This window comes from Phytobacter ursingii, from assembly GCF_001022135.1.
Lineage (GTDB): Bacteria > Pseudomonadota > Gammaproteobacteria > Enterobacterales > Enterobacteriaceae > Phytobacter > Phytobacter ursingii.
The window spans coordinates 61,407-86,391 of the sequence record NZ_CP011600.1 but is presented as its reverse complement, the minus strand read 5'-3'; the positions used below and the strand labels follow the sequence as shown (position 1 = coordinate 86,391).

The window sequence follows — 24,985 nt, the reverse complement described above, 5'->3', positions numbered from 1 at the left end:
TTGCTTTCAACTGTACTCAGAGCGTAAGAGGTAAAATATAGCTCAGCGCCCTGGTGCTTCCTCGCTCACTCGCGTGCTTTGCCCGGTCACTCGGCTGCGGCGAGCACTGCCTGCATTCTCAGGGCTTAACCGATCCTGGCTTTCGGAATTTCCTTCCAGCGCGTGGTATAAGCTGGCGAAAGCATTCCTCGTTTCATTTGCCATTCAGGAGCAGTACCTCTGCCGGCAAACCACAGTTGTCCGAGTCGCGACTGGTTGATACTGTCCAGAACAGCCATTAGCTCCTGACTGTGTGGCCGGGGCGATTGTTCATCGAACAGATTCAGTTGAGCTACCCCTGACGAAGTGAAATCATTCAACATGATACCTGCTTTGGCAAACCGCACGCCGTCACGCCAGATACGCTCCAGCGCTCTCTGGGATGCGGCAATGATGTCACGGGTATCCTGAGTAGGGGTAAGTAGTTTTTCGCAGGCTACGTTGCTGTAATACGGCTCGTTTACGGCGAACGGGGATGATTTAACAAAGACTGAGATGTGACTGCAGAATTGACGTTCTCCGCGTAATTTTTCTGCTGCACGCTCAGCGTACTGACATATTGCCTGCCTCATGCCCTCAAGCGTAACGATCCTTTCACCGAAGGACCGGCTACAGACAATCTGTTGTTTAGCCGGTGGTGCTTCTTCAAGCGCGATACAGCTCTCTCCGTTAAGTTCCCGAACAGTGCGCTCGAGGACGACGCTGAAATTTTTCCGGATAAAAGCTGTATTGGAGCGTGCGAGCTGTAGTGCAGATTTAATGCCCATGATGCTGAGCTTTTTGGCAATTCTGTTCCCGACTCCCCAGACTTCTTCGACCGGCTGCAGAGAGAGTACTTTTTCCGTTCGCTTAGGGTTTCCGGGAGTCAGGGCCAGAACGCCCCCGAACTGCGTCCACTCCTTTGAGGCCCACTGAGCGCTCTTCGCCAGCGTTTTGGTAGGCCCCATACCGACACCAATGGTCAGGCCGGTACCGTTCCTGACATGTTCGCGCAGCTGACGGCCGAAATCCTCGAAGCTCATACAGGCATCGATGCCGCGAATATCCAGGAACATTTCATCAATACTGTAGGCTTCCACCCGGACAGCCAGTTCTTCCAGATGGCTCATAACACGATTGCTCATGCTCGCGTAGAGCTCATAATTGCTTGAAAACGCGTACACTTTTTCACTAAATTGCATATTCTTCAGCTGGAACCAGGGAATCCCCATTTTTATACCTAACTGCTTGGCTTCCTTCGACCTTGCAATTACACAACCATCGTTATTGCTGAGAACCACTACCGGAACAGTGCGAAGATCGGGCCGGAATACCTTTTCACAGCTTGCATAGAATGAATTGACGTCAGCAAGGGCGAACATCAGTCATGTCCCCGGGTTTTGTGCACGAATGCCATCACCACACCGAATATCTGAAGGTGTTCCGGGTCTGGCCAGAGAGTAGGGTAAGAAGGATTCATGGGCTGCAGGCCAGGGCGGGGAGTTAAAAGCAGACGTTTTACTGTAAATTCTCCATCCACCTCGGCAATGACAATGTCGCCGTGACGTGCCCGTTCAGCCTTATCGACAATGAGTAAATCCCCCGAGTGTAATCCTATATCGGTCATGGAGTTACCTATTGCGTGGACAAAATAGGTTGAACTGCGTCGCTGGATACAAAACTCATTCAGGTCCAGTTCTGCTTCAACATAGTCCTGGGCTGGACTGGGGAACCCGGCCTGGCACCGTTCCGTAAACAAAGGGGCTGTGAATGGCTCCGGGTTGATAGCCGGGCGAGTAAAATGAAACATAAAACCTCCTTTTTATACTGTATTTATATACAGTATTATTTCTTGTTTTACTGAGGTTTCAAGATCAATCGTGCGTCCGGAGTTTAATTGGCTGTATTTTCATCAAAAATAAATAGAGTCTCAGGGGCTCTTTGTCTGGTCATTTTTTCCGATAGTGCCGGACTGTCCAGGTGTGAAAGAATTTTTAGGGGGGGCAGCGGGTCAGGGGAGGACTGTACGGCTTTTGGGGATGACACAGGATGCGTTGTTCCGGTAGTCAGTCCGCATTGCTAGAGGTTGATTATCCACAGAAACGGGGGATAACCATGTGGGTAATGAATGGTGTACTGCATCAGCGGGCTGACCACGGGAAGCGGGGATAAATGAGAGGGATTAAAAAAGGCCACTGGCGAACGTCCTGCTCGCCGGTGATTTTATCTGGCCCATCTGGCAGGAATAATTGCTCTATATTCCTGATACTGCTCATAAATCGCATATTGCAGCATTTCAATACGATCTAACAGTCTATCGGCGTCCGATATATGCCGCCATTCACCCTCAATAGCGGTTTTCTGGCCATCTGGGAGATTCAGCGTAATTAACACATGGTTGTCGCGAATAATCACCCCGTCTGTAAAAATACCCAGATCATCCCTGACTATATTGTTTATCTGAAAAGCTTCAAGTCTCATGTATTTTCCTCCGGTTGAAAGCTCTATTTAGCAGGCCAGAGCCAACGCTACTACTGGTGCAACACGCGATTTCAAGCGATGAAAACGATCAAACTGGCCGGGGTAATTCTCTCTGCGGTGCATATAGAAAATTCCCTCAGCTCTCCAGCCCTCTTTTATCCAGCGTGCCGGCACATCACGGCGACATTGTCGTTGCCGATGCACTGTTCTCAAGCTCTACAAATCAGTATTGCCTTACACAAATTTTCTCTGTGAAGTCTCCAATTAATTACTAATAGTTCTCTAATTTATCTCTTTTTTGTATTGATAACGTCCCTTTTAGGGTGTACTGTATAAATAGTTCTCTTATTTATCTCATATAATTACCTTTTTATGACTATTACATATACCAAAAAATCTCAGGAGTCACAGCATGAAGTTCTTTATCGATGATGGTTCCACCAATATCAAAATGCAGTGGACGGACGGCAACGAAGTCAAACGGCTTATCAGCCCCAACAGCTTTAAGCGTGAGTGGGCGGTGACCTTCGGTTCAGAGCCGGTGTTTAACTACGCCTTTAACGGTGAGCAGTATTCCTTCGATCCCATCAGCGCGGACGCTCTGGTGACCACCAATGTGGCCTGGCAGTACAGTGACGTGAATGTGGTGGCCGTTCACCACGCCCTCCTGAAAACGGGAATTGAACCACAGGAAGTGGATATTGTTGTCACGCTGCCGCTCGCCGAGTTTTACAACCGTGACAACCAGCCCTGCGAAGAAAATATCCGGCGCAAGCAGGAGAGCCTGATGCGGCCGGTGACGCTGAATGGCGGGAAAACCTTTGTTATCCGCAACGTCGACGTAATGCCTGAGTCAATCCCGGCAGGCTACAGCGTGGTGAAGGACCTGGATGATCTGGATTCAATGCTGATTATTGACCTGGGCGGGACCACGCTCGATATCTCTCATGTCAGGGCGCGTATGCGCGGTATTTCACGTATTTATGGCAACCCGGAACTGGGCGTCTCGCTGATGACCCAGGACGTGCGCGCTGCACTGAGTATGGCCCGTACCCGCAGCAGCAGCCTTCTTGCGGATGAAATCATTATCCACCGCCATGATGAGGAATTCCTGAGTAAGCGTATTAATGATCTCTCCCGTCTTGAGCTTGTGAAGGCGGCACTCCATGATTCACATCAGCGCCTGATCACACGTGTTCTTGAGCCGATCAGCAGCTTTAACGGGTATTCTCATGTTATGGTTATTGGTGGCGGTGCTGAACTCATCGCCGGTGCGGTCAAAAAACATTGTGGGCTACGTGAAGACAGGTTTTTCATCAGCGAGAGTCCGCAATATGACCTGGTGAATGGCATGCATGAAATTGGCTGAGAACATGGACAAACCGGATACCCGTCGCAAGATTATGTTTTACCTGAACCCGGAGAGCAGTGAGGCAGAGCGCTATGTCTGTGATGAAATAGACAGAATCTCTCAGGGAGAAAGGGGCCGTGTCTGGCGTGCCACGATGCTGGCTGGTTTTGCGCTGCGTAAACAGGATCCCCGGCTGGCAAATATGCTGGCCGAGCTGCTGAACGAAAACACCACTTTCGAAGAAATGGTGATGGTGATGCAGGCTGTATTTCCCGAAGAGATGAAGGGGCTGGTTAACCGTAAGCCAGCAGCGACAGTGGTTCAGGATCGCGACTCAAAAGACAGGTTACCGGCTCCGTCTGATGACGAGACCCGCGACAATGCCAGGGCGATGTTTGGCCAGTCTAAAAAGGGGATGTAAATGACATTCACCTCCCGGGTTAAAAGCGTTACTGCAACCATGTTCCTTAAGGCCGGTGTGCCAGAACAGCAGCTGCGGACCCGCATGAAGTCGGTGGGGCAGAATATGCTTCTTGCCAGCACTCTGGCGATCGTCCCGCTTGTAATGTTTGATGATGTGTCGGTTGCCGTGAAAATCATACTGCAACTGGTGTATGCCCTGCTGATCTGCGGCGGGGTGATACTGACTGTGGAAGAAAAGAAAAAGTAACCAACCCTTCTCATATTGCGACACATAAACCCGCTTCCGCGGGTTTTTTTATGCGCTGACAATGGCCTCTGGCCATGTCGCTTTCACTGTGCCGTACCGGCACGCTTTAGCCCGTCACGCGTTGCGTTCCGGAACTGTGACCTGTTCTGTCCCCGAACTGATGTCTCTCCCGTTCTTCACCGCACAGGACTGTCCCACACGGCCGTCGGCTGCAAGGACCGCAGAGCTGAACGACGGCACCCGGTCCCTTCGCAGGCTCCGGGCTGCGGCTTTGTCGTTCTCCCTGCATCCTCCTTGTCTCCGTGTGGGTTGCCTGTTTCTGCGGCGAAGGAACTCAGAGAAACATCAACTTAACCCGGAGGAAATCCAACATGTCACAGAAAAACGTCAACACCGCAGCAAAAGAATCTAAAGAATCATCACTTTCAACAGACCAGGTCCTGGACCTGTTTGACTGGATCATGACTGTGCCCGGTCTGCAGTTCCCGGATAATTTCACCCCACCGGCAGACAGCGAAGAACTTGTGGCCTTCTGGGATGCGGGACCGGATTATCTGCAGGTCTGGATTGTCTCAGGCTATCCTGTTGCTGCAGCTGCACCCATGGACGGTCTTTTTATCACGCTGCCAGGGGAGGGGGCGTAATGTCTCAGCTCTCTATGTTTGATGCACCGGATATGGCCATCACGCCATCAGTACCCGTTTCAGACCTGACAGCTGCCCGGGCACTGCCCGCAGTTGTTAGCGTTCCTGCACGCAAAGTCCGGGGGCAAACGCGGCAGGCCTTCATTGATGAATTCTGCCAGACAGCGACGTATCTGCGGCGCAGTGAGGTCTTTCGTGATTTTGTCACCCTGGCGGCCAGCGAACTGGATCTGGTCCGCATTCACACGCCGGAAAGCAGGGCGCGCTGCAGCCAGATTATCGCCCGCTATAAAGCGTCGGATATCGACCGGATGCATACGCTGTTTTCGCTCATGGTCGCTGCGCTCTCAGAAGCGCACCAGGATTTTCTGGGTTCGGTTTACATGGAGCTTGAGCTGGGAGCCGATGAGATGGGGCAATACTTCACGCCGCATTCCGTTTCATCTTTGCTGGCGCAGCTGGCCGCCGGTGACTTACTGGCGCAGCTGAAATCCTGCCCCTTTATCAGTCTGCAGGAGCCAACAAGCGGGGCAGGGGGCATGGTCATTGCATTTGCGGAGATTATGCTGCAGGCCGGGCTGAATCCCGCGACACAGCTTCTGGTCACCACCATTGATATCGATCCACTGGCGGCAGACATGACGTTTGTGCAACTCAGCCTGCTGGGCATTCCGGCCACGGTGAACACCGGCAATACCCTGACACTGCAGATGAACCTGACGCGTCATACTCCAGTCTGGTTCTTCAATGACTGGCAGGAACGGATACGGTCGCATGAGCGCATCCAGGCCATGCGGGCATTTATGTCCCGGCTTTGCTGATATCCGAAGCGGGCCTGGCCCGCTTTTTTCCGGACTGACGAAATTCGCCAGCCGGAGCCGGATATGCTTCCACCTGCACCGTGCCTTCACGGTAGCCCGGCCGCATCGTCATCCGGGTACCGCTGCCGCTCGCCATCCTCACCCGTTCGCACCCTTTACGGCGCATTCAGCCCGTAAAGGTTTTGCGCTGCGGCTTGCGGTGTCGCCCCTCCGACTTCGGCTTTTCACCGGGCTTGTGTGCCGGCACGGCGCAGGCAATCCTGTCTGGCCGCACTATACCGGAGACAAACATGCACAGATCCCCAATGACCATTGCCGGCCTTATCGCGCGGTTGCAGAGATACCCGGAAGATGCCCTCTGTCTGGGGACGTTCTGGCTGGCGGAGGATTTTCTTTCTCTCGATCCCTCGCTGACAGATGAAGACATTGAGGCGGCGATGGAAATCGCCGACGACCAGCATGATGCAGAGGTGGGGTTCAACTGGTACACACTGGAGATGGCCATCGAAAGGATGCGGGAGTAGTAAGCCTGCCGGTCGCCTTCGGGCGGCCTCTTTTGCGAAAGGAGGTCGCTGCGCTCCGCGACAGAACCGTCCCCCGTTGTGACGGGCGCCGGTGTGTTTGCACGCCGTGCCTTCACGCTAGCCCGGCCGCGTCGTCTCTAAGGGTGCGCTGACGCCGTCATCCTCACCCGTTCCCCGCTGTTCACGGTGCATTCAGCCCGCTCACAGCGGCGCGTGCGGCTTGCGGTGACGCCCTTTTCGCCTGCCGCTTAAAGCCGGGCTTTTGTGTCGGCACGGCGCAAGAGGGTGCCGCATATGAGAGAGGAGAGTGCTATGTCCCGTTTTATCCTGGGTGACTGTGTGCAGGTCATGTCCCGTTTTCCGTCCCGTGCCGTCGATTTTATTCTGACCGATCCGCCGTATCTCGTCGGCTACCGCGACCGTTCAGGCCGCACGCTCGCCGGCGATAACACGCCGGAATGGCTGGAGCCTGCCTGCCAGCAGATGTACCGCGTGCTGAAACAGGACAGCCTGATGGTCAGTTTCTACGCGTGGAACCGTGCCGATCTGTTCATTAACGCCTGGAAACAGGCCGGCTTCCGGATTGTCGGGCACGTGGTATTTGCCAAAACGTATGCCTCGAAATCCACGTTTGTGGGCTACACCCACGAAAGTGCCTATCTGCTGGCCAAAGGGCGGCCGCAGACACCGGATTGCCCCATCCCTGACGTCATTCCCTGGAAATACACGGGCAACCGCCACCACCCGACGGAAAAACCGGTGCAGAGCCTTCGCCCGCTCATCGAATCCCTCACACGCCCGGGTGCGATCATCCTCGACCCGTTTGCGGGTTCCGGATCGACCTGCGTGGCAGCCGCCGAAGCCAGCCGTCGTTATATCGGCATCGAACTGCTTGAGGAATACCACGCCGCCGGCGTCCGCCGTCTGGCGCAGGTCGAACGGGCGCGCCGGATGCCGGCGGCCAACGATGGCGCCTTTCATCCTGACTGGCCGGAGGCCGCATGAATTACCCGGGACTGGAAGCATTGCGCGCCGACGTCGCAGCGCTCAGCAACGCCATGTGTGACGTCCGGATGATGCTGAACCGTCTGGAATCAGAGCACCGGCATGATTCGGCCACGCTGGCCGGACGCATGGCCGCTCAGACCCTGAGACGGATCAATGCCCGTTTTCTGGAGGCCTACCGGGAGATGCTGGAGCTGGACGAGAGTTTTCAGGACTAACACCACTGCCGGGCATGACATGCCCGGTCAACTGACAAAAAAGAGGGAAATCACGATGTACCGTAACCGCAAAGAAGCCTGTGACGAACTGGTCCGTATGTTCAAAGCGAAAGAGCCCCTGCTGCTGTTCATCTGGACACAAGAGAGTATCCGGGCCGCCTGCAACAGTATGCACCCGTCAGACCAGGAAACAGAACAACTCATGTTGCAGGCCGGAAGCCTTTCAATGGCGGACTACCAGCGAGACGGATTTTCGCATGAGACGGTGAGAACCCTGCTGGCACGTATCCGGGAAGATGCAACCCGGACAGTACCGGTCCCGGTGGATGTCCTGCAACGCCTGATTGCCCGCCATGAAGCCGAACTGGTGCACCAGGAAGGGCTTGCATGGGAAGAAGGGCATCCGACACCCGTGAGTATTAAACGCGCCATGCAGGATGTGGACACCATCAAAACGCTGATGGCCGCCTGATGAGGCCGGGGGGATTCCCCCGGCTTTTTGCAGCCCATAAGGTTGTCGCCGGCTCCGCTGTTACCCGGCTTCACCCTGGCGGGCGACGCCTTACGGGAAAAAGGGTGTCGCGCTGCTCCTCCCTGATGTCCGGCCGTATCCCTGCGGGCTGCGACCGGACCACTGATAATGCTGACCTCCGTGCGGTGACGGCTAACGCCGTGCCTTCACTGTAGCCCGGCTGCGGCGCCTGCAAGGGACGCTGGCGCTCGCCATCCTCACCCGTTCCCCGTTGTTCGCGGCGCATTCAGCCCGCTCACAACGGCGCGTGCGGCTTCCGGTGTCGCCCTTGCATTCTTCCGCTGACCGCCGGGCTGTCGTGTCGGCACGGCGCAAGCCGGAACAGTAACCCACTTAACCAGCGGAGGATTTATGATCACCACACTCAGCCACACCGATGCGACACGTCTTGACGGCGCACAGCGCCTGACTTTTTTGCCGTCCCTGTTCAGCAGCGATTTCATGTTGTCCGAGTTGTCCGTGTATGCCTATGCCAGCCGGTATATCGACGGCTACAACGGGGGATTCTGGGAGTACTACAGCCTGCCGGATGGTGCAGGTTTCATGGTGCCGGACAGGGAAACTGTCATGTTCTGCAACCCGGATAACTGGTTTGAGCAGGAGGTGAGCGGCGAAGTCGCGGGCATCATCGTGACGGCACTGGTGCTCAATCACCGCAGTTTTTATCACAGTCACCATGACAATGACGAGTTGTGCGCCCATTTCTGCAACCGCTTTTCAGCGCTCATGGCGTTTATTGAAACCCACCCGGATGCCGCTGTTATTCAGCGCGCGCTGGACTGACAGAATCACAACGGGGCGGCGCTGCCGCCCCCCAGGAGATAAACATGGAACTCAGCACTGATACCCGCAATATTCTCAGGCAGTACAAGGAACTGATTAACCAACGCCGCCGGGACATGGAGCTGCCTCCCGTCACTACCGCAAAAATCCTCGATTCGATGTGTGAATACATGACATGCCAGGTCAGCGTGTATTTATGCAACCAGTTCATCATACAGGGTGGCCGGACTGTTCCACGCGAATAGAACACCGTAAAAAAGCGGACTCCCGCTTTTGTTCACCAGTACCTGCCGTGCCCTGATGAGCACGATAGTCTGACCGGGCGGCGTTGCCGCCCCTGAGAGAGAAAAAATATGTACGGAACCACTGAGGCGCTGTGCGCCGCACTGACTGAGCAATACAAACCGGATGAGCCGCTGGCACTGATTGTCTGGACAAAAGAGGACGTGCAGGACTGCCTGGCTGAATACCACGTGACTGAGATTATGGCGGCGCGCATCGTCGCGCTGATTGACAGTCTGGATGACAAGCATGTGTGCGGCGTGGGGGAGGATACCCTCGTGTGCATTCTGGAAAACCTGCGTGAGGAAGAAGCCTGGCACCGTCAAATCAGTGTGCCTGCCGCCGCGCTGAAAAATGTGCTGGCGCTGGCAGGTGAATTTATGCGACTGGAGGACATACAGGGGGGAGAGGGGGCGGCCGCGCGCAACTACCCGGATGAGGCCCGGGCACTGGACGCTCTGAGAAAAACGCTGGGCAAATAAGAGACGGGCAGGGAAGCCCGGTGCCCCCCTTTGGGACGGCGGAAAACCCTGCCGCTGCGCGGCGGTGCGGGAAACCCCGCGCCACGGGCGCGGCGTCTCTCCCCACCTTACATCGTTCAGTTATGCAGGTCTGCCGGGATGTCGTGCAGACAGTGCCGTTATGCGTCCTGTTCCGGTGGGTTGTGGTCTGCCGTTGTCTCTGGCACCCGGCCAGCTTCACTGAAAACAGCCTGAACATGGCCCCCTTCGGCTTCCCGTCCGTGCCGGCCGGGTCGTCAGGGCCACACTCCGCTAACCCGGCGGCAGGCCGCCGGCTAAGCTCCGCCGAACCCCTTCGGGTTTCGGGCTGCTCGCTAGTGTCCGATGGCAACGTCCGGGGCGCGCTTGCTGCGTCCGGGGGACGCGCCGCTCTCACCGCGCCGGCGACGGGCGCCGGCGCTTTAAGGGCGACCCGGCGGTGTGACGTTGCCGGGTCGTGTGTGTGCATTCTGTCAGTCCGGTGAGGCCATCTCCCACTGCTGTCCTCACGCGGAGGGCTGCTGTAGCACCGTTCGCCCGAAAAACACCAGGGTGAAGTGCACGCGCAGGCGCGCCCTGGTCTTTTCCGTTCGCCGTCGCTACCTGGCCCGTTGCCGCGAGAGTACCAGCCAAGGGAGATGGATTAACCGTCACCGAAGGAGAAAACCAGGATGCACACACAGAACGTCAACGTCAAAAGCGCCGGAGAAGAAACCGCCGGAAGATGGATTAAAAACCCCTCGCCTTTACTCATTCTGATCGCCGAAGGCGAGAAAAACTCAACGGAGGAAATGGATGTGTTGGAGTTCGACTCCCTCGCGTCGCTGAAAAGCTATCGCAGCCGCGCCCCGGAAAAAATGAAAAGGGCTTATCACTACATCGTCAGTGCGGGTGTGGATAAAGATTTTTGCCACGTTCCGGTGGTCGAGGCTGACCATTTCAAACAGTTTGTGCGTCTGATCGCGCGCAATGGGATCAACATTTAACACGCCGCCGCCCACAGGGGCGGCTTTTAAAGGAAACGCCGGAGAGCATTATGACCACACCTGAAAACAGTTCACTGATCCAGACGACTGAAACTCAGCTCCCTGTAACCGTCCTGGCAGAGCTGGCGGTACATCCGGCGCGAATCGATAACGCATAACTGAATATTAGCGCCGTGACCGGAGGGCTATCCGGTCACGGCATCACCATCAACGTAACGTAGAGGAAACACTAATGGCTGACACCAATACTAAGGCAAAAGCACCTGCCAAATCCACCCGCGCACGAAAAGCGACTGCCGTACAGACTGCCAGCGTGGAGGCGGCACTGGCACAGTCTCCGCTTGAAATGGTGGCATTTTCTGATCTGGTCGATACGGAATATAACGCCCGTATTATCCCGCACACCCCGGAAGAGATTGCGAGTCTGGCGGCGACTATCAAAGCGGTGGGTATCCTGCAAAACCTGATTGTCATTAATCTGCCGGGGGGCCGCCGGGGTGTGGTCGGGGGACGTGGGCGCATGACCGCCACGGCAAAACTGGTTGAAGAAGGTTTTATCGCCGCTGACCAGCTTTTTGTCCCGGTAAAGGCCATCCCGGTCGAACTGGCAAAGGATGCATCCTACATCGAGAACATGAAGCGCAAGGCCATGCATCCGGCAGAACAGCTTATCAGTTTCCGCATGCGTTCAGAGGAAGGGCAGACCGCCGCACAGATTGCTGATCTGCTGGGCTACACGGTACGCCACGTGGAGCGCTGTCTGAAACTCGCAAACCTTGCCCCGGAACTGATTCAGGAACTGGCAAACGATGCCATCACCCTGGAACAGTGCCAGGTACTGACGCTGGAGCCTGATCAGGCCCGTCAGGTGCAAATCTGGACGGCGGCAAAACAATATTATGGCAACGGCGTCCCTCAACTGACCTGGCTGCGTAATCAGATCGTATCCGGGGAAATGACGATGGCCTCTCCGGCATTCCGATTTGTTGGCCCGGAAGCCTATGAAGCCGAAGGGGGAGCACTGCGCCGCGATTTATTCTCGGTAGAAACGGAAGGATGGGCAGACACCCTGCTGGTTAACCGTCTTGTTCAGAGCAAACTTGATGCAGAGGCGCTGCGCCTGCAACAGGAAGAAGGGTGGGGCTGGAGCCTGGCCCGTATTGAACCTGTCAAAAATTACCATCCGGATAATAAATCCTGGTATTTCGCCATGCCTGAACCGGAGTACACCGCTGCCGAACGGCAACGCATTGAAGCACTGGATGCTGCCCTTGAGGAATCCGATAACTATGACGACGAAAACCAGTTCCAGCAGGAACTGGAAGATCTGGAGGCGGCGGCAGTTAATCGCCAGCTGACACCGGAATTTAAGGCGGGTCTGGGCATTGTGGTTTCCATGAGTCGTGACGGCAGCGATTTTTACATCCAGCGAGCCATCGGCAAAGTGGAAGACCTGCCGAAAACCCGTTCACAGGATGCAGACGTTACAAATGAAAACGGCGTGATCACCCTGCGTCAGCCGGACATCAAAGCAGACGCATTTTCAGCAAACCTGGTCGAAACGCTGTCCGCTGAACGTTCTCTCGTCACTCAGGCCGTCCTCGCAACAAGCCCAAAAGTGTCGATGGCGCTCCTGACCTGGACATTCTGCCGCGAGGTGTTTGAAGGGGACTGGTGTACAGGTGTGCAGGCACCACTGTGTATCAATCTGCATCAGCAGACCTGGACACTGCAAAGTAATGCGCCGTCAGGCAGGGAGGGGGCGGCATGGCTGGCGATTCAGGGACAACAGGCAGCACTCCAGGCAATGCTTCCTGCGAACTGGAAACAGGATTTTACCTGGTTGCTCGAATGGAGCGAGCAGGCTGTCCAGGCACTGCTGGCCTTCTGCGTGGCCTCTGCCGTCAATGGGGTGCAGAAACGGGCAAACGGCAAAACAGACCGCAGCCCACTGGACGTGCTGGAAACCGCGCTCGATATCGACTTGTACGAATGGTGGCAACCGACCGCTGAGAACTATTTCAGCAAAATCAGCAAAGATCAGATTGCCGATGCGGTGCAGGAGTCCGGATTTGCCGAACGCTCCCGCGACGTCCTGAAACTCAAAAAAGGTGATGCCGCTACGCTCGCGCAGGACATTCTCACTGATACACGCTGGGTGCCGGACTGGATGACCCGTCCGCAGCCGATGACCGCTGCCGACGACGCCAGCACCAACACGACCGCCACCCCGTCCGCGACTGACCACGCCGCATAACTCAGGAGACGGTTGCCCCTTCGGGGGCAACCCGGAGAACAGCTATGAAATACACACTTGAGAACCTGAATCTGATGATCCCCGCAGAGCTGGAAGCTGTCCGCGAGCAGGGCGACGAGCCACGCCGCCAGCTGAGTGATGCGGTGGTGTGCCTGATTAACGTCCCGGCAGGCTGGCGCGTTAACGCCGAGTACCGTGGCGAGTTTGGCGGTCTGTTCCCCGTGCAGCTGCGCTACGCGCCGGACGAAAACAACGAATACTTTCTCTGCCTGTGCAGTCCCGGCGAGACGCTGCCAGCCTGGACGCTGTTTCTGCTGTCCGGCGACGGCACACTGGTACGCGTTCTGCACCAGGCTGATGTCCTTGCGCCTGATACGGTTGCGAACCTGCTTTCTCAGGTGGCGGGGATGCACCGCTTTCACTGTACCGCAGCCACGGTGGCGGATTTTCTGAATGCGGAGGCGGTGGCATGATCCCGAATCACTTTTCCCTGGTCGCTGTTAATCCGTTTCAGCAGGCCGTACAGCTTGCCATTATTGACGTTGAATCTTCCCTGATGGCAGGAAAACGGCTGGGGCGTTTTCCCTGGGCGATGGCGTTACTGAGACGCTTGCGTGTGGAGCAGGCAGGCCGGATCACCGCGAAAGATGTTATGTGCGCCACGTCAGGTTATGAGCCGGGTAGCCGGGACGGCTACAACAAGGATAAATACATTGAAGCCCTGGACCGCCTGATTGAAACGCGCGGGGATGTCTGTCCGATGCCGTTGTCCGGGTCGACCGTGGATATGTATTTCCCGGAGGTCAGATTCCGGGAGCGTGAGCGGCATTATCGCCGTTTCGATGTGGCGGCATCGCGCCGCAGCCGACAGCGGGAAAAAGAACAGCACCAGAAACGCCGGCGTTATCAGACTCAGGTGGCGCAGGCCGAAATTGATCTGGCGTTTGTCACGCCCGCAGGACTGGTTGCGTGGTATCAGCGGCAGGAACGACAGGGGATTTATGACGATGACCTGATCGACATGGTTCAGTCCTGGAGCAGTCGGTTCAGCGGTCTGCCGTATGACTGCCTGTACTCCGGGCAACCCCTGTGGGCCATTATCAAACAACTGGAAGCGCCACTGGCAGGCCGGTCAGAGGCGGAACACTGGCTGGATTCTCTCAGCCTGCCCAATAAACTCCGGGATATGAGACGAGGATGACGCTATGCAGTGGATGTACTCCGTGCGCTGGACCCTGCGGCATCTGCCCTGTCCCGGCGAAAAAGAACTTATCAGGATGATCGTCCCGGCGGGAGCCGTTGCACCGCCGGAGGTGCTGGCGGCACACACGTTCAACAGTGGCTATGCAGTCTGCATCGATTTTTTGTCTGATGAGGAGATAAAACGCTGGTCCCCGGAGCGTAAGGCCGCGACACGGAAGCGTAATCTGGAACGCAGGGTCAACAGGCTGGCGCCGTTGTTTGCTGACGAACTGATCGCGCGGGAACTGGAGGCGAGGCCGGACTATTTCAGTGGAAAATAGTCGCAGATAACTGCCTGAAAATCGGGGAGAGTCCTGGTGAAAATACCCACTTCCGGGGTATAATGGCGGTGGCGCTTGAGGCTTTTTGCCTCATGATGTTCAGGTGGTTTGTTGCCGTGTTGTGAGGCAAAAAGCAGAAAGCCCCGAGTAATTTTTTCAATTAACCCGAGGCTTAATCTGTATGACTAGACACCAACAGATTAGCCGCTTACCTGCCGAAAGGCAAGGAGAAGTCAGCTATGTGTTAACACCAAGCTGTAATGTCCCCTTTGAACCATTCTAAAATGTCCCCAGACAATTCTCTGGGGGATTTTTCATGATCAAAGAGACTGTTACGATGAGTCATAAGGAACTCCACCGACTTCAGATTATTCAGGAGTCAATTAATCGACATATTACTCAGGAACAAGCTGCGGCACGCATTGGCATTTCTATTCGGCAGGTTAAACGTCTGGTGCAACGGTATAGAAATGAAGGGCCTTCTGGTCTGGTTTCCCACCGACGTGGAAAGCGTCCTAATAATTCCTTTTCTACTGAATTCAGAGCAACAGTAATTTCACTCCTCAAAGGCCGTTACGCTGATTTTGGACCTACGTTTGCGTGCGAAAAATTGCGCGAGATACACGGTTTATCTTTATCCGTTGAAACTCTCAGAAAGTGGATGATAGAAGAGGGGTTATGGCGTGAACGCCGTCGTAAAATTGCCCGTATATATCAACGCCGCATGCGACGACCATCTTACGGTGAACTGATCCAGATTGATGGCTCACCTCATGACTGGTTTGAAAATCGAGGCCCCAGATGTACACTGATCGTTTTCATTGATGATGCCACCAGTGCGTTGATGGCGTTGCGTTTTGTGCCTGCTGAAACAACCCGGGCTTACATGGAAACCCTCCGGGGTTACCTTAATGATCATGGCGTACCGCTCGCTCTCTACTCTGATAGACACAGTATATTCAGGGTAAATAACCCAGAGCGGGAAGGTGAGCTGACCCAGTTCACTCGTGCGATAAAGACACTGGGCATCGAGCCAATCCATGCCAACAGCCCGCAGGCAAAAGGGCGGGTAGAGCGCGCCAATCAGACACTACAGGACAGGCTGGTCAAAGAAATGCGGCTTCAGAATATCAGTGATATTGAAACAGCAAATGCATGGTTGCCGACCTTTATTGAAGCCTATAACAACCGGTTCGCTACGTCGCCTCGTACTACTGATAATGCTCATCTTGATGTGCACCATTCTGAAGAGGAACTGGGTTATATCTTCAGCCTACAGGCGAAGCGCGTTCTGTCTAAAAATCTCACTTTCCAGTACAAAAGCAGTGCGTTTCAGGTACGCAGTGAGGGCCGGGGATATCGACTTAGGCATTCGGTTGTTACTGTATGCGAGAACTTTGACGGTGAAATTAACGTTCTGTATGACGGGAAAGCGCTGGGCTGGGAAAAGTATGTTGATGGCCCGGAGCCTATACCACTGGATGATGAAAAGAGTGTCCATGAACGAGTGGATAATGCCCGTATTGATTTACGCTCAAAATACTATGTTAAACCTAAAGCTGACCATCCCTGGCTTACGCGCCGAACGCAAAGTCATCAGCAAGTTAAGCCCCCGAAGTTACCTAAAAAGAAGCCTGATCCCGATAAAAAAGATTGAAACCAAGATCGATTCGGTTGAGTGCATATCCATTCATAGGGTAGATTCTTAAGTCGCGTTTCTGGTGTTCATTTTCGGGTGGTTTGTTACTTGTTTTACCGGGGATATGCCAGAAACGCGCTGAGTCAGTCTGGGCGGTGCGCGTAATGCGGCGTTATGGTAAATAGCCTATGCTAATGTCCGCTAAGAGCGAGAAGCGGACGTTTGGTTGACGAACTATATATATAAAAAAACATAGCCCGTCAGAATTGTGTTTTAGGGTTTGCTGATAACTGCAACATATAAAATTGAACCATCATTTTCATGGCTTACCGGTCCACTGACCCGTACCAGGTCCTGAGCATCGAAGTGCTGCCCGTTCCAGACTTTCTGCGGGATGCGGACTTTGATGGTACCGGTTGGGTCGCGGAACGTATACCACTCGTCCTGCTGCTGGCTGACAACATTGCCTTCCAGTGTGATCCACGCCCCTTCGTGCATTGACGATACGATCTGAATCCGGCTTTGACTATTCTCCTGCTGAACTTTATGACCGGCATACATGTGCTCAGTGACGACAGGCTCTTTCTCTGCGGAGAAGCCACCTTGCGCTGCCAGAGCAGGAATGGCGATGAACGAAGTGAGTAACACTCCGGTGACGAACTGACTGAAATATTGTTTTTGCATAGCAGATTCCATTTATAATTTTACATCCCCCATGGGGGATATTGTCGATGATAAATGAGCGGCTATAAAAGCTCAATTCCTATCCCCGGCAGGGGGATAAAAATATGATGGGCTTCAGAAATATAAAACCCACCGGTTGGTGGGTTCAGGCGTGAGATTCATACAGGAGAAAATCAGCTCGTTACGCCGATCCAGCCGTGATAGCCCATGTAAATGCCGACAAGTGCAATCAGTACGCTTGAGAAGTATGGAGCCCGCCGCGCCAGCGTATCCAGGCCACTCCAGCGTTTGGTTGCCTGACGAACGCTGAAAGCCGCCGCTGCGCCCACTGAAACCAGCGTGATCGCTAAACCGATGCTGAAACACAGTACCAGCGCGGCACCGAGCGTAAATTCCTTCACCTGGATGCAGAGCAGCAAAACGGTAATGGCTGCCGGGCAAGGAATAAGGCCGCCGGTCAGGCCGAACAGGATTATTTGTCCGGTGGTTACGCTGCGATTCGCAAAACGTTTTTTGATGTCGTTCGCATGCGCTTTTTCGTGAGCATCCTGATATTCGCGAGAATTAACATCCAGACCTTCCAGCGAGGAATGATCGTGGTCGTGTTCATGTTCACGGAATTCCACATCATAATCATGCACATGGCCGCGATGGCCTAAAGACAGGCGAACATCAAAGCTGTGTGGCTCCGGGATCGCCAGGGCCGATTCCATAAACCCGTCTTTTTCGACGAAATCAAATACCTGTGAAAATGTCCCTGGACCACGGTTGGTCACCAGAGAAATGTCGCGAGCTTCCCATTTCTTGCCGCTGAGCGAGCGTAAACGCCAGTGAGGGGGTTGTCCTTCTTCGAAAATCGAGAGTTCAACGCTGCCATGGCCCGTATCGATGATGCGGGTTTCGTCATGATCGTGATGACCGTGGCTGTGTTCCTCTTCCTGCTCCATCTTCCACAGCTTTTCGCCGCGCCAGGTTCGCCAGAACATCCATGCCGCCGTACCGAGAATGATGACGGCGGAAATCAGCTGAAACCAGGGTTCGGCTGATTCAGCAGTGAATTTCTGACTGATATACATTCCGCCGAACGCAATGAGCCAGACAACAGACGTATGAGAAATTGTCGCGGCAAGCCCCAGTAATACCGCTTGCTTGACCGTTCCCCGGATGGCCACAATAAAGGCGGCCATCATCGTTTTGGAATGCCCTGGCTCCAGTCCGTGAAGCGCACCGAGCAAAATAGCGCTGGGGATGAACAGCCAGGCATTGGCCACGCCTTGCTGTAAAAGAGTGGAAAAATCAGTCATGTTTCGCTTGCCTTAAAGATATTTAGTTATCTCTTTAAATTCGCTAAGCGTCTTATCAGACTCCGTGTGGTCAGCATGAAGGGCATCCTCCAGGCAGTGATCCAGATGGTCATGAATTAAGGTACGCTTCGCATTCGTTATCGCCTTTTCCACAGCGTGCAGTTGCTGGGCGATATCCAGACATGCTTTCTCATCTTCGAGCATCTGGATGGTACTTTTCAGGTGCCCTGCGGCACGTTTAAGTCTTTTAATAATGTCAGGGTGTGATGCATGAACGGTCATGGTTTATCCTCTCCAGGTGGAAGGGATAAGATAATGTGTATCAACGCCATGGTCACACTTTTTATCGGCTTATCCTCTCCTGATACGTTGTCTTTTTTTGGGAAATTACTTCTCTTTCTTCGGCCAGGACGGATGTTCATCGTCAATGACGAAATCATGCTCATGGGTCGATTCGTTGTTTGTTTCCGGGTCTTTGTGGCTGTGAACCTGAGCGTACACTTCATGCTCAGGACGCCAGATAAGTACGGCGGTGACCAGCGACAATGTTGCCACAACAGTCAGGGCGATGAATGAAGCCTGTGTCCCCCATGCCGCACCAACCCATCCGGCCAGCGGATAAGTCACCAGCCAGCATGAATGTGACAGTGCAAACTGGGCGGCAAACAGCGCCGGTCTGTCTTCCGCTGTTGACGAACGGCGCAGCAGGCGACCACCCGGTGTCTGAGAAAGTGAATAGCCCACCCCCAGCAGTGCCCAGAGCACAACCAGCGTGATGTAATCCTTCAGGAAAATGCCTGACCCCAGGCCAATGACTAAAAGCGCCGTACCTGCAAGCATCGGCATACGGTCGCTCATGTTGTCGAGGAGTCTGGGGAGAACCAGGGCCGATACCATGGACCCCACGCCGAAGAAGGCCAGCGCAATAGCGGTAGACCGCTGTGAGAAACCAAAGTCCGCCTGAACCAGAACGACGGTGTTGACGATAACCATTGCACTCGCTGCCGCTACGGCCATGTTGAGTGCCAGCAGGCCGCGCAGTCTGGGCGTTTTCAGGAAGATGCGCATACCTCGTGTAGTTTTGTCATAGATGCTGCGTTTGACCGTTAACGCTTTCATCTTCGGCAGTGTCACGGAAACAACCAGAGCTGCTGAAGCAAGGAACCCGACTGCCGTACCGGCAAACAGGTTGTGGAAACTCATGACCGTCAGCAGTGCAGCCGCCAGCATAGGGCTGATGACGCTTTCAAGATCGTAGGCCAGACGTGACAGAGACAGCGCCCGGGTATATTCACGTTCGTCAGGAAGAATATCCGGGATAGTTGCCTGGAAAGTAGGCGTAAACGCCGCCGAGGCAGCCTGAAGAATGAAGATCAGGATGTAGATTTCCCATATCTGGGTGACAAAAGGCAGCGTGATAGCCACGAGAGCGCGAACCAGGTCCAGTGTTACCAGCATGGTGCGACGCGGGAATTTATCGGCAAAAGCCGCCGCCACGGGCGCAACAAGAATATAGGCGCTCATTTTGATAGCCAGCGCGGTACCCAGCACTGCCCCGGCTCTGTCACCTGCGAGATCGTAGGCCAGTAACCCTAACGCAACGGTCGCCAGACCGGTGCCAATAAGGGCGATAACCTGTGCCATAAACAGGTGGCGATAGGTACGATTAGAAAGAATGTTGAGCATCAGGAAATCTCTTGGTTTGAAATCACATCCCCCCCAGGGGGATATTCAAAGCATAGAGGGACCTGAAAAAAATGACAAGCTTTATCCGGGTGAGGAGGATACTGATTCGTCTGTTATCTTGGATGTTAAATAAAAAAGCTTCAGGTATCCCAGCGTTATACCTGAAGCAGCATAAAAAGTGTCGAAGGTGTTATCGCCGCTTCCCTGCGCAGCCCCTCCTGACGAGAAGGGAATTAACTCAGTTGTCCCAGACAGGTTTTCAGGCTCAACCGGGTGGCTTCAATATCACTATGGATAATGGTGCACCAGTCATCACGGTTAGCCCGAATGACCTCCAGCCAGTTATTCAGTGCCTGATTAAACGCCATGGTTTTCTCGCGCTGCGGCCAGCTCATCTGGTTAGTGCTGTAAATGTCCTGCCCTGGCTGCGGCATTAGTACGGTTTGCTGCGTCGACATCCGGGAAGTCACCGGCCAGGTATCAGAGTTGCCATCCCAGGAAGGCATCACCGGGAAACCCGCTCCGCGCAAGGCCATATCCCAGGTGGCATCAAACAGGTATGTTTTGCCCTGTAGCTCAAAAGCCACAGTGTCATGAAATCCCTGTGTTTGCGGCAAAATTGCCAGAATATCCGCAGGTACAGGCAAATCAGCCCAGTCAAACCGCACCAGCTTTCGCTTTGCCGTAATGCCACCATCGGTCAGCAGTCGTTCGGCAGCAGCGGCTTTATGACGGCAGTCGCCAAAGCCCTGCTGAAACAGACTCATGCTTTCGCCATTCCATGCACCGAGCTGATAGGGTATCCGCCTGACCAGCTCAAAAATGGCTCTTCGCAGTTCAGTTGAGCCAGGTTTAAGCCCGAGCGACTGCAAAACCCAGCCCGGCGTTATCGCCTCTTGTTGATTGCGGCGGGTGTTTATTTTTTGCCATGTTTCACTGACTTTTTCAGCCAGAGAGGCTGCCAGGGTTTCCCCCGGCAGTAATGTTGTCATCAGCAACGCTCCTGTGGTGGTGAGAAAATGTCTGCGCGTCAACATATCGGGCGTTACACCTCTACGTTGCGACGAAGCGCCGACATAACCAGTGATTCACAGACCACTTCTTCATCCTCTGCCCGCTTTACGCCGGGGAAGACCATCTGACTTACCGGGGACGAACGAAGCCGGTGATAACGGGCAATCGCGCCATTCATTCCTCCCATTTGCTTACGTCTGACCAGCCGCAGTCCGTGCTCCCAGGCGACTTCATCCATCGCGCTCGCCAGAACAGGGTCATGGTTGAAGATCAGGACGCCATCCTCTTTCAGCAGGCGTGCAGCGCTGCGAAGGAAAGCCGTGTAATCCTGTTCGAAATAGGCCGCTGCCTGGGAGTAGATAATATCGACCTCACCTGCCTGAACACCTCTGTTTTCCAGCGCTCCCAGCCCGGCTGCTGTCACGTAAGGATGCTCAGTCACGCCTTTTGGCAGCGATGCATGCCACGGTGTGAGATTAGTGAAGTGCAGGAATACGCTTTCCCCAAGTTGCTCCCTGAACTCCCCGGAAAGCCCGGAAATCGTCGCCTGATGGCCGGCACATTCCTCAGCGCGAAAACCCGCCCAGGCGGCACCAATTTCCAGGAAGGTGACTTTCCCGTTTTTGTGGTGAATGTTTTTCGCATAGTGGGCGATGTCGAACCCAATTTCTCGCGCCAGGCGAAATGAACCGCCGCTGGATGTCCAGGGGCCATCAAAGCCAAAGGCAAGGATCGCTTTGAGCATCGAGCCCGTTTCCTGATGCATCATTTTCAGGAACGGAATGACTTTACGCCGTGAAGGAACCGGGACATTCGGACGCATTTTTTTGGCCTGAAGGTCGCGATTAACGCCCATGCAGAGCGTCTGCCAGTGCAGGGGATCAACACGATAATTGAGTGCAGTGAAATTACGCGCAATCTCTCGACGCGCCTGGATAGAGTCTTTATACATAGCCTCTCCGCTAAATCTGAAGTTGATTAAAGCCGGGCAGCAAAAACTGCCGGTAACAGCGATCAGATCTGGCGGATGCTGGGAGGACGGTAAATGATGTCCGTGGCCTTAACCGGGCTACGAAGATCGGCAAGCGGCAACCATCTGTCTGTTACAGGAGAGAGGGAAATCTCTACAGAGGGCGGCTGCTCAGGGGTTTCATGGAAATGGTCTGTCTGATGATGGCCTGCGTGGCCAGACTGAGGGATATCCGAATCGTGAGAGTGATCCTGCATTGACATGGTGACTTCTGCGTCATGCAGATTCATCTCGTAGCCTGTCAGGCCGTTTGTACCGTGCGACGCAAACGTCACCATCGACGACATCATCATGCCAATGGCCATGATGACGATCATCAGAACATAACGGGGCGAACGTTTAAACATCGGGTACATCGCTGATTGCTTTCCTCAATAGACAATGACAACGGTATAAAAAGATTAGCATCCCCCCGGGGAGGATGTAAGGGCTGGAATGTAAAGTCTTGTATTGGCGATATGAATAAAAAGGCCCGCATAATGCATCAGCGACCGGGGCGACCAGAATATAAGCAAGCATCTTCATTGCCAGCGCCGTTCCCGACTCCCCCTGCCCTGTCGCCCGCCAGCAGGCCCAGTGCAACGGTAGCAAGACCGGTACCGATAAGAGCAATTATGAGCACCATAAAAAGATAGCGATATGTACGGTTAGAAAGACTGAAAATATGTAGCAATCTCTACCATATGTATTAATCTCTACACTATGAAACTACATATCCTTATTCTGACACTGCCCACTGAGCAGGCCACATTACGTATGCGTGTCTGGCGGGCATTAAAAAATACCGGTGCCGCCATGCTGCGCGACGGCGTTTATCTGTTGCCTGAAGCGCAACAGAGCCATGAGATTTTTAACGAGATGAGTCGTGAAATCAGCGGTGAGGGAGGAACGGCCTTTGTTTTTGACGCAGAGACTTCCGACGAAGAGAAAATTCGCCCGTTATTCGATCGCTCTCAGCAGTACCTGATCCTGATGGAGAGCCTTCAGGTTTGTAAAAACGACCTTAATGAGGAAACCGCGGTCAGCCAACTGAAGATGGTAAGAAAACTTCGTCGCGAGCTGGATCGGATTGTGGCGATTGATTTCTTTCCTGGTGAAGCGCAGGCGCAGGCCATTTTTGCCTTGTCAGAACTGGAAGCTGGCATTAACAGGTTCATCTCTCCCGGAGAGCCTCATGCCGTCAGTGGCTTGCTGACACGGCTGAAGCCTGAGGATTTTCATAACAGGATCTGGGCTACGCGTCGCCGGCCATGGATTGACAGGCTTGCCAGCGCCTGGCTTATACGGCGTTTTATCGACCAGGATGCGCAGTTTCTCTGGCTTAAGGATGGCAACGATTGCCCGGAAGAGGCGGTGGGGTTTGATTTTGATGGCGCGACCTTCAGCCACATCGACAATCGTGTGACCTTTGAAGTGCTGATGGTCCGCTTCGGGCTGACGGGGGATGCCCTGAATGGTCTGGGGATGCTTGTGCATTACCTTGATGTTGGCGGGGTTCAGCCCCCCGAAGCCGCTGGCGTTGAAAGTGTACTGGCAGGATTGCGTGAAAGCATTACGGATGATGACACATTACTCACAGCGGCCTGTTCGCTGTTTGACGGTCTGTTAACGACGTTTGAAATGAGGTCCGGCCATGATGAACAAAACGGAGTTGCTGACGCTGGCAGAGGAAAACGTTAAGCCCAAGCCGGTCCCCCTGAAGGAGGCGTTCTGGTTCTGGATGAAGCTGGGTTTTATCAGCTTTGGCGGTCCTGCCGGACAGATTGCGATCATGCATCAGGAACTGGTCGAGAACCGGCGCTGGATTTCCGAGTCCCGTTTTCTCCACGCACTCAATTTCTGTATGGTGCTGCCCGGTCCGGAAGCTCAGCAACTTGCCACCTACATTGGCTGGCTGATGCACAGGACCTTGGGCGGAGTGATAGCGGGTTTGTTATTTATCCTTCCCTCACTTTTTATTCTTATCGCGTTGTCGTGGATCTATATCGCCTGGGGAGACGTTGCCATTATTGCCGGTATCTTTTACGGCATTAAACCCGCCGTGGCGGCAATCGTGCTGCAGGCGGCGCATCGCATCGGCTCCCGTGCGCTGAAACACGGTGCCCACTGGGCCATAGCTGCTGCGGCTTTTGTGGCCGTTTTCGCCCTGAACGTTCCTTTTCCCGTCATCGTTATTTCAGCAGCGATAACTGGCTTTATCGGCGGACGCATCGCGCCGGAAAAATTTCACAGCGGCAGCGGGCATAACAAACAGGAGAAAGCCGCCGTTGATGCTGCGGTTATTGACGATCATACGCCCGTACCGGCGCATGCCCTGTTCAGCTGGGCGAAACTGTTAAGGATTGTGGCAGCGGGTGCACTGCTCTGGCTTATTCCCATGACGGTGCTGACGCTGGGGCTGGGCTGGGCGCATCCGGTGACGCAGATGGGCTGGTTCTTTACCAAGGCTGCGCTCCTTACCTTCGGTGGGGCCTACGCCGTCCTGCCATACGTTTATCAGGGTGCTGTCGTCAATTTTGGCTGGCTGACTGCCGGGCAGATGATGGACGGGCTGGCGCTGGGAGAAACCACGCCCGGCCCGCTGATTATGGTGGTCACGTTTGTCGGATTTGTGGGCGGGTATACCCATGCCGTTTTTGGCGCGGATATGCTGTTTGTCGGCGGCGCCGTTGCCGCCTGCATGGTGACCTGGTTTACCTTTCTCCCGTCCTTCATTTTCGTGCTGGCAGGCGGGCCGTTTATCGAAACGACCCACAACAAGGCGGGTTTCACGGCACCTTTAACCGCCATCACAGCGGCCGTAGTGGGCGTCATTGTTAATCTGGGGCTGTTTTTTATCTGGCATACCGTATGGCCGGAAGGCGCAAAGGGAGGGATCGATATCCCTGCCGCCCTGATTGCCGTCGCCGCTGCGTTTGCGCTTTTCAGATTAAAATGGAAGGTTACGCACGTTATTGCCATGGCGGCTCTCGCCGGGCTGATACTCCGCCTGACCGGGCTGTCAGCTGTGTGAAAAGGGGCAGGTTATCCTGC

At 54.5% G+C, this 24,985-nt stretch carries 30 protein-coding genes and 1 pseudogene; 20 read left to right on the top strand and 11 right to left on the bottom strand.

Annotation, left to right across the window (positions count from 1 at the left end; genetic code table 11):
* Positions 1–125: 125 nt before the first annotated feature.
* From AB182_RS01250 to AB182_RS01240, 3 genes are all read right to left on the bottom strand, one after another.
* The gene (locus tag AB182_RS01250) at positions 126–1,400 is read right to left on the bottom strand and encodes a Y-family DNA polymerase (protein WP_047368835.1); all 1,275 of its coding nucleotides are present in this window, start codon (positions 1,398–1,400) and stop codon (positions 126–128) included.
* Positions 1,400–1,828: a translesion error-prone DNA polymerase V autoproteolytic subunit gene (gene umuD / locus AB182_RS01245; RefSeq protein WP_047368834.1), complete on the bottom strand. Its 429-nt coding sequence runs from the start codon at positions 1,826–1,828 to the stop codon at positions 1,400–1,402. The genes AB182_RS01250 and umuD overlap by 1 nt, the downstream gene beginning before the upstream one ends.
* A 413-nt stretch (positions 1,829–2,241) precedes the next feature.
* Complete coding sequence (locus tag AB182_RS01240; protein WP_047368833.1) at positions 2,242–2,499, bottom strand: hypothetical protein; 258 nt, start codon at positions 2,497–2,499, stop codon at positions 2,242–2,244.
* Positions 2,500–2,911: 412 nt separating this feature from the next.
* Here AB182_RS01240 and AB182_RS01235 point away from each other — a divergent pair, with 412 nt between their 5' ends.
* The 18 genes from AB182_RS01235 to AB182_RS01150 all read left to right on the top strand — a co-directional run bounded on the left by AB182_RS01235 (position 2,912) and on the right by AB182_RS01150 (position 16,252).
* Entirely contained in the window at positions 2,912–3,868 is a 957-nt protein-coding gene (locus AB182_RS01235; protein ID WP_047368832.1) for a plasmid segregation protein ParM, read from the top strand.
* Positions 3,855–4,271: a plasmid partitioning/stability family protein gene (locus AB182_RS01230; protein ID WP_052958799.1), complete on the top strand. Its 417-nt coding sequence runs from the start codon at positions 3,855–3,857 to the stop codon at positions 4,269–4,271. Before AB182_RS01235 ends, AB182_RS01230 begins: the two co-directional genes overlap by 14 nt.
* Positions 4,272–4,520 carry a hypothetical protein gene (locus AB182_RS01225; protein WP_047368831.1) on the top strand — a complete coding sequence of 83 codons (249 nt, stop codon included), beginning with the start codon at positions 4,272–4,274 and terminating at the stop codon, positions 4,518–4,520.
* Between the two features lie 371 nt (positions 4,521–4,891).
* Positions 4,892–5,164: a hypothetical protein gene (locus AB182_RS01220; RefSeq protein ID WP_047368830.1), complete on the top strand. Its 273-nt coding sequence runs from the start codon at positions 4,892–4,894 to the stop codon at positions 5,162–5,164.
* A complete protein-coding gene (locus AB182_RS01215) occupies positions 5,164–5,985 on the top strand; it encodes an N-6 DNA methylase (protein ID WP_047368829.1) in 822 nt (273 codons plus the stop codon). The genes AB182_RS01220 and AB182_RS01215 overlap by 1 nt, the downstream gene beginning before the upstream one ends.
* 290 nt (positions 5,986–6,275) lie before the next feature.
* Positions 6,276–6,509: a hypothetical protein gene (locus AB182_RS01210; RefSeq protein ID WP_223883550.1), complete on the top strand. Its 234-nt coding sequence runs from the start codon at positions 6,276–6,278 to the stop codon at positions 6,507–6,509.
* Positions 6,510–6,821: 312 nt separating this feature from the next.
* Entirely contained in the window at positions 6,822–7,514 is a 693-nt protein-coding gene (locus AB182_RS01205) for a DNA methylase (protein WP_047368828.1), read from the top strand.
* Entirely contained in the window at positions 7,511–7,732 is a 222-nt protein-coding gene (locus tag AB182_RS01200) for a hypothetical protein (protein ID WP_047368827.1), read from the top strand. The genes AB182_RS01205 and AB182_RS01200 overlap by 4 nt, the downstream gene beginning before the upstream one ends.
* 55 nt (positions 7,733–7,787) lie before the next feature.
* On the top strand, positions 7,788–8,204 hold the full coding sequence (locus AB182_RS01195) for a DUF1380 family protein (protein WP_047368826.1): 417 nt from the start codon (positions 7,788–7,790) through the stop codon (positions 8,202–8,204).
* Positions 8,205–8,615: 411 nt separating this feature from the next.
* Positions 8,616–9,047, top strand: coding sequence for an antirestriction protein (locus AB182_RS01190; RefSeq protein WP_047368825.1), 432 nt, complete (start codon positions 8,616–8,618; stop codon positions 9,045–9,047).
* Positions 9,048–9,091: 44 nt separating this feature from the next.
* Complete coding sequence (locus AB182_RS01185; RefSeq protein ID WP_047368824.1) at positions 9,092–9,292, top strand: hypothetical protein; 201 nt, start codon at positions 9,092–9,094, stop codon at positions 9,290–9,292.
* Positions 9,293–9,400: 108 nt separating this feature from the next.
* Positions 9,401–9,811: a DUF1380 family protein gene (locus tag AB182_RS01180; RefSeq protein ID WP_047368823.1), complete on the top strand. Its 411-nt coding sequence runs from the start codon at positions 9,401–9,403 to the stop codon at positions 9,809–9,811.
* A gap of 689 nt (positions 9,812–10,500) precedes the next feature.
* The gene (locus AB182_RS01175; protein WP_223883549.1) at positions 10,501–10,815 is read left to right on the top strand and encodes a hypothetical protein; all 315 of its coding nucleotides are present in this window, start codon (positions 10,501–10,503) and stop codon (positions 10,813–10,815) included.
* Positions 10,816–11,047: 232 nt separating this feature from the next.
* Entirely contained in the window at positions 11,048–13,072 is a 2,025-nt protein-coding gene (locus AB182_RS01170) for a ParB/RepB/Spo0J family partition protein (RefSeq protein ID WP_047368822.1), read from the top strand.
* A 44-nt stretch (positions 13,073–13,116) separates the two neighbouring features.
* Positions 13,117–13,545: a conjugation system SOS inhibitor PsiB gene (psiB, locus tag AB182_RS01165; RefSeq protein ID WP_047368821.1), complete on the top strand. Its 429-nt coding sequence runs from the start codon at positions 13,117–13,119 to the stop codon at positions 13,543–13,545.
* A complete protein-coding gene (locus AB182_RS01160; protein WP_047368820.1) occupies positions 13,542–14,273 on the top strand; it encodes a plasmid SOS inhibition protein A in 732 nt (243 codons plus the stop codon). The genes psiB and AB182_RS01160 overlap by 4 nt, the downstream gene beginning before the upstream one ends.
* Positions 14,274–14,277: 4 nt before the next feature.
* Positions 14,278–14,595, top strand: coding sequence for a hypothetical protein (locus tag AB182_RS01155; protein ID WP_047368819.1), 318 nt, complete (start codon positions 14,278–14,280; stop codon positions 14,593–14,595).
* Positions 14,596–14,911: 316 nt separating this feature from the next.
* The gene (locus tag AB182_RS01150) at positions 14,912–16,252 is read left to right on the top strand and encodes an IS1202-like element ISEsa1 family transposase (RefSeq protein WP_004196353.1); all 1,341 of its coding nucleotides are present in this window, start codon (positions 14,912–14,914) and stop codon (positions 16,250–16,252) included.
* Positions 16,253–16,507: 255 nt separating this feature from the next.
* Here AB182_RS01150 and AB182_RS01145 read toward each other — a convergent pair whose 3' ends face one another.
* From AB182_RS01145 to AB182_RS31685, 8 genes and pseudogenes are all read right to left on the bottom strand, one after another.
* Entirely contained in the window at positions 16,508–16,930 is a 423-nt protein-coding gene (locus tag AB182_RS01145; protein ID WP_032072095.1) for a nickel resistance OB fold protein NcrY, read from the bottom strand.
* A 161-nt stretch (positions 16,931–17,091) separates the two neighbouring features.
* Positions 17,092–18,222 carry a Ni(II)/Co(II) efflux transporter permease subunit NcrC gene (locus tag AB182_RS01140; RefSeq protein WP_004196366.1) on the bottom strand — a complete coding sequence of 377 codons (1,131 nt, stop codon included), beginning with the start codon at positions 18,220–18,222 and terminating at the stop codon, positions 17,092–17,094.
* Between the two features lie 12 nt (positions 18,223–18,234).
* Positions 18,235–18,504: a nickel-sensing transcriptional repressor NcrB gene (locus AB182_RS01135; protein WP_004196355.1), complete on the bottom strand. Its 270-nt coding sequence runs from the start codon at positions 18,502–18,504 to the stop codon at positions 18,235–18,237.
* 105 nt (positions 18,505–18,609) lie between these two features.
* On the bottom strand, positions 18,610–19,908 hold the full coding sequence (locus tag AB182_RS01130; protein ID WP_004196314.1) for a Metal Resistance: 1,299 nt from the start codon (positions 19,906–19,908) through the stop codon (positions 18,610–18,612).
* Between the two features lie 233 nt (positions 19,909–20,141).
* A complete protein-coding gene (locus tag AB182_RS01125; protein ID WP_004196325.1) occupies positions 20,142–20,900 on the bottom strand; it encodes a hypothetical protein in 759 nt (252 codons plus the stop codon).
* A gap of 53 nt (positions 20,901–20,953) precedes the next feature.
* The gene (locus AB182_RS01120) at positions 20,954–21,874 is read right to left on the bottom strand and encodes a methyltransferase domain-containing protein (RefSeq protein ID WP_004196315.1); all 921 of its coding nucleotides are present in this window, start codon (positions 21,872–21,874) and stop codon (positions 20,954–20,956) included.
* A 62-nt stretch (positions 21,875–21,936) separates the two neighbouring features.
* Positions 21,937–22,299: a hypothetical protein gene (locus AB182_RS01115; protein WP_223883548.1), complete on the bottom strand. Its 363-nt coding sequence runs from the start codon at positions 22,297–22,299 to the stop codon at positions 21,937–21,939.
* A 118-nt stretch (positions 22,300–22,417) separates the two neighbouring features.
* Positions 22,418–22,625: pseudogene (locus AB182_RS31685) on the bottom strand (MFS transporter); the annotation flags it as partial.
* Between the two features lie 29 nt (positions 22,626–22,654).
* On the opposite strand from AB182_RS31685, the gene AB182_RS01110 reads away from it, so the two are divergent.
* Positions 22,655–23,632 carry a chromate resistance protein ChrB domain-containing protein gene (locus AB182_RS01110; RefSeq protein WP_004196334.1) on the top strand — a complete coding sequence of 326 codons (978 nt, stop codon included), beginning with the start codon at positions 22,655–22,657 and terminating at the stop codon, positions 23,630–23,632.
* Positions 23,589–24,965: a chromate efflux transporter gene (gene chrA / locus AB182_RS01105; protein ID WP_004196363.1), complete on the top strand. Its 1,377-nt coding sequence runs from the start codon at positions 23,589–23,591 to the stop codon at positions 24,963–24,965. The genes AB182_RS01110 and chrA overlap by 44 nt, the downstream gene beginning before the upstream one ends.
* Positions 24,966–24,985: the final 20 nt, after the last annotated feature.

Excerpts from the sequence above, each read along its gene's own strand:
- AB182_RS01250 (WP_047368835.1), bottom strand. The coding sequence starts at position 1,400 with ATGTTCGCCCTTGCTGACGTCAATTCATTCTATGCAAGCTGTGAAAAG.
- umuD (WP_047368834.1), bottom strand. The coding sequence starts at position 1,828 with ATGTTTCATTTTACTCGCCCGGCTATCAACCCGGAGCCATTCACAGCC.
- AB182_RS01240 (WP_047368833.1), bottom strand. The coding sequence starts at position 2,499 with ATGAGACTTGAAGCTTTTCAGATAAACAATATAGTCAGGGATGATCTG.
- AB182_RS01235 (WP_047368832.1), top strand. The coding sequence starts at position 2,912 with ATGAAGTTCTTTATCGATGATGGTTCCACCAATATCAAAATGCAGTGG.
- AB182_RS01230 (WP_052958799.1), top strand. The coding sequence starts at position 3,855 with ATGAAATTGGCTGAGAACATGGACAAACCGGATACCCGTCGCAAGATT.
- AB182_RS01225 (WP_047368831.1), top strand. The coding sequence starts at position 4,272 with ATGACATTCACCTCCCGGGTTAAAAGCGTTACTGCAACCATGTTCCTT.
- AB182_RS01220 (WP_047368830.1), top strand. The coding sequence starts at position 4,892 with ATGTCACAGAAAAACGTCAACACCGCAGCAAAAGAATCTAAAGAATCA.
- AB182_RS01215 (WP_047368829.1), top strand. The coding sequence starts at position 5,164 with ATGTCTCAGCTCTCTATGTTTGATGCACCGGATATGGCCATCACGCCA.
- AB182_RS01210 (WP_223883550.1), top strand. The coding sequence starts at position 6,276 with ATGCACAGATCCCCAATGACCATTGCCGGCCTTATCGCGCGGTTGCAG.
- AB182_RS01205 (WP_047368828.1), top strand. The coding sequence starts at position 6,822 with ATGTCCCGTTTTATCCTGGGTGACTGTGTGCAGGTCATGTCCCGTTTT.
- AB182_RS01200 (WP_047368827.1), top strand. The coding sequence starts at position 7,511 with ATGAATTACCCGGGACTGGAAGCATTGCGCGCCGACGTCGCAGCGCTC.
- AB182_RS01195 (WP_047368826.1), top strand. The coding sequence starts at position 7,788 with ATGTACCGTAACCGCAAAGAAGCCTGTGACGAACTGGTCCGTATGTTC.
- AB182_RS01190 (WP_047368825.1), top strand. The coding sequence starts at position 8,616 with ATGATCACCACACTCAGCCACACCGATGCGACACGTCTTGACGGCGCA.
- AB182_RS01185 (WP_047368824.1), top strand. The coding sequence starts at position 9,092 with ATGGAACTCAGCACTGATACCCGCAATATTCTCAGGCAGTACAAGGAA.
- AB182_RS01180 (WP_047368823.1), top strand. The coding sequence starts at position 9,401 with ATGTACGGAACCACTGAGGCGCTGTGCGCCGCACTGACTGAGCAATAC.
- AB182_RS01175 (WP_223883549.1), top strand. The coding sequence starts at position 10,501 with ATGCACACACAGAACGTCAACGTCAAAAGCGCCGGAGAAGAAACCGCC.
- AB182_RS01170 (WP_047368822.1), top strand. The coding sequence starts at position 11,048 with ATGGCTGACACCAATACTAAGGCAAAAGCACCTGCCAAATCCACCCGC.
- psiB (WP_047368821.1), top strand. The coding sequence starts at position 13,117 with ATGAAATACACACTTGAGAACCTGAATCTGATGATCCCCGCAGAGCTG.
- AB182_RS01160 (WP_047368820.1), top strand. The coding sequence starts at position 13,542 with ATGATCCCGAATCACTTTTCCCTGGTCGCTGTTAATCCGTTTCAGCAG.
- AB182_RS01155 (WP_047368819.1), top strand. The coding sequence starts at position 14,278 with ATGCAGTGGATGTACTCCGTGCGCTGGACCCTGCGGCATCTGCCCTGT.
- AB182_RS01150 (WP_004196353.1), top strand. The coding sequence starts at position 14,912 with ATGATCAAAGAGACTGTTACGATGAGTCATAAGGAACTCCACCGACTT.
- AB182_RS01145 (WP_032072095.1), bottom strand. The coding sequence starts at position 16,930 with ATGGAATCTGCTATGCAAAAACAATATTTCAGTCAGTTCGTCACCGGA.
- AB182_RS01140 (WP_004196366.1), bottom strand. The coding sequence starts at position 18,222 with ATGACTGATTTTTCCACTCTTTTACAGCAAGGCGTGGCCAATGCCTGG.
- AB182_RS01135 (WP_004196355.1), bottom strand. The coding sequence starts at position 18,504 with ATGACCGTTCATGCATCACACCCTGACATTATTAAAAGACTTAAACGT.
- AB182_RS01130 (WP_004196314.1), bottom strand. The coding sequence starts at position 19,908 with ATGCTCAACATTCTTTCTAATCGTACCTATCGCCACCTGTTTATGGCA.
- AB182_RS01125 (WP_004196325.1), bottom strand. The coding sequence starts at position 20,900 with ATGACAACATTACTGCCGGGGGAAACCCTGGCAGCCTCTCTGGCTGAA.
- AB182_RS01120 (WP_004196315.1), bottom strand. The coding sequence starts at position 21,874 with ATGTATAAAGACTCTATCCAGGCGCGTCGAGAGATTGCGCGTAATTTC.
- AB182_RS01115 (WP_223883548.1), bottom strand. The coding sequence starts at position 22,299 with ATGTTTAAACGTTCGCCCCGTTATGTTCTGATGATCGTCATCATGGCC.
- AB182_RS01110 (WP_004196334.1), top strand. The coding sequence starts at position 22,655 with ATGAAACTACATATCCTTATTCTGACACTGCCCACTGAGCAGGCCACA.
- chrA (WP_004196363.1), top strand. The coding sequence starts at position 23,589 with ATGAACAAAACGGAGTTGCTGACGCTGGCAGAGGAAAACGTTAAGCCC.